At 32.0% G+C, this 961-nt stretch carries 2 protein-coding genes; both read right to left on the reverse strand.

Annotated features, from left to right (window positions below; genetic code table 11):
* Positions 1–4 precede the first annotated feature (4 nt).
* Positions 5–583, reverse strand: coding sequence for an RQC-minor-1 family DNA-binding protein (locus B2S90_RS04245; RefSeq protein ID WP_278780202.1), 579 nt, complete (start codon positions 581–583; stop codon positions 5–7).
* Between the two features lie 125 nt (positions 584–708).
* Complete coding sequence (locus tag B2S90_RS04250; protein ID WP_279079829.1) at positions 709–948, reverse strand: hypothetical protein; 240 nt, start codon at positions 946–948, stop codon at positions 709–711.
* Between the last annotated feature and the right edge of the window lie 13 nt (positions 949–961).

Genomic DNA, 961 nt, shown 5'->3' on the forward strand with positions numbered 1-961 from the left:
ACTCCTACACTTTATCTTTAATTGTCTTCTCTACTTCAATAATACGTCTACCAATTCTCTTTGTTTCTATTTTTTTATAAGCTTCTAAACAAGGAATAAATTCCTTATTCCCTTCTTCCTCAATAATATCAAGTATACGTAAAATAACCTTTCTATTTACTTTAATCAGTTTATGAATGACACGCGGATTATTTTCTTTTACATCCAAGCAGAACTGTTGATATAATTCCTGAGCAAATGTTTCTTTCTCTATTGCCCATCCTTCATCAGAAAATACTAATAAGGGAAGACGCCCTTCATATTTTATTCTAAGATAATCTTCATCAATCATCCAATCAATATAATGCATAATATCAGCTAATTTCATATCATGATAATATCCATAAGCAGGACACTCATCTAATTTCAGTTCTAATACCTTTTTGTCTTTAGAACCTTTTAATATCTTAGCAAGCATATTTCTTCCTGCTTTCATAATACATGTATCAGCAGCTCTTAAGATCATCTTGATATCTTCTGGAGGTAATTCCTTTACATTACCTGTATCAAGAATGACAGGTATTCTATTAACTCTTCTACTCATTGGTTATCTACTCGCTTTCATATAAAAATATTACCACCATCTCTTACACTATTCAAGTAAACCAATAAAGCTATAAAACGCCTATAAAATGAGATAACCCCCCTACATACATAGGAGGCTTCACTTTACTTTCTATTTATATAACAACCACAAGGCATATCTGCTGCTTCACCAATAGAAGGGTCTAATGCATAGACTTCTTCTAGAGATACAATCCTTGCATCATCCATAGAATGTTCTTTATCACATAAGAACTGCCACATACCATCTTCATCATGAGTTATATAAGCAATAGCTTCTTCTTTATTTAATACATGCCTGCATACTATGCAGGCAGTATGTGGATCGTCATCAAATGGGAACATATTATTTACTCAA

Source organism: Catenibacterium sp. UBA627 (genome assembly GCF_002299355.1).
In the GTDB taxonomy this organism is placed as follows: Bacteria; Bacillota_I; Bacilli_A; order Erysipelotrichales; family Coprobacillaceae; genus Catenibacterium; species Catenibacterium mitsuoka.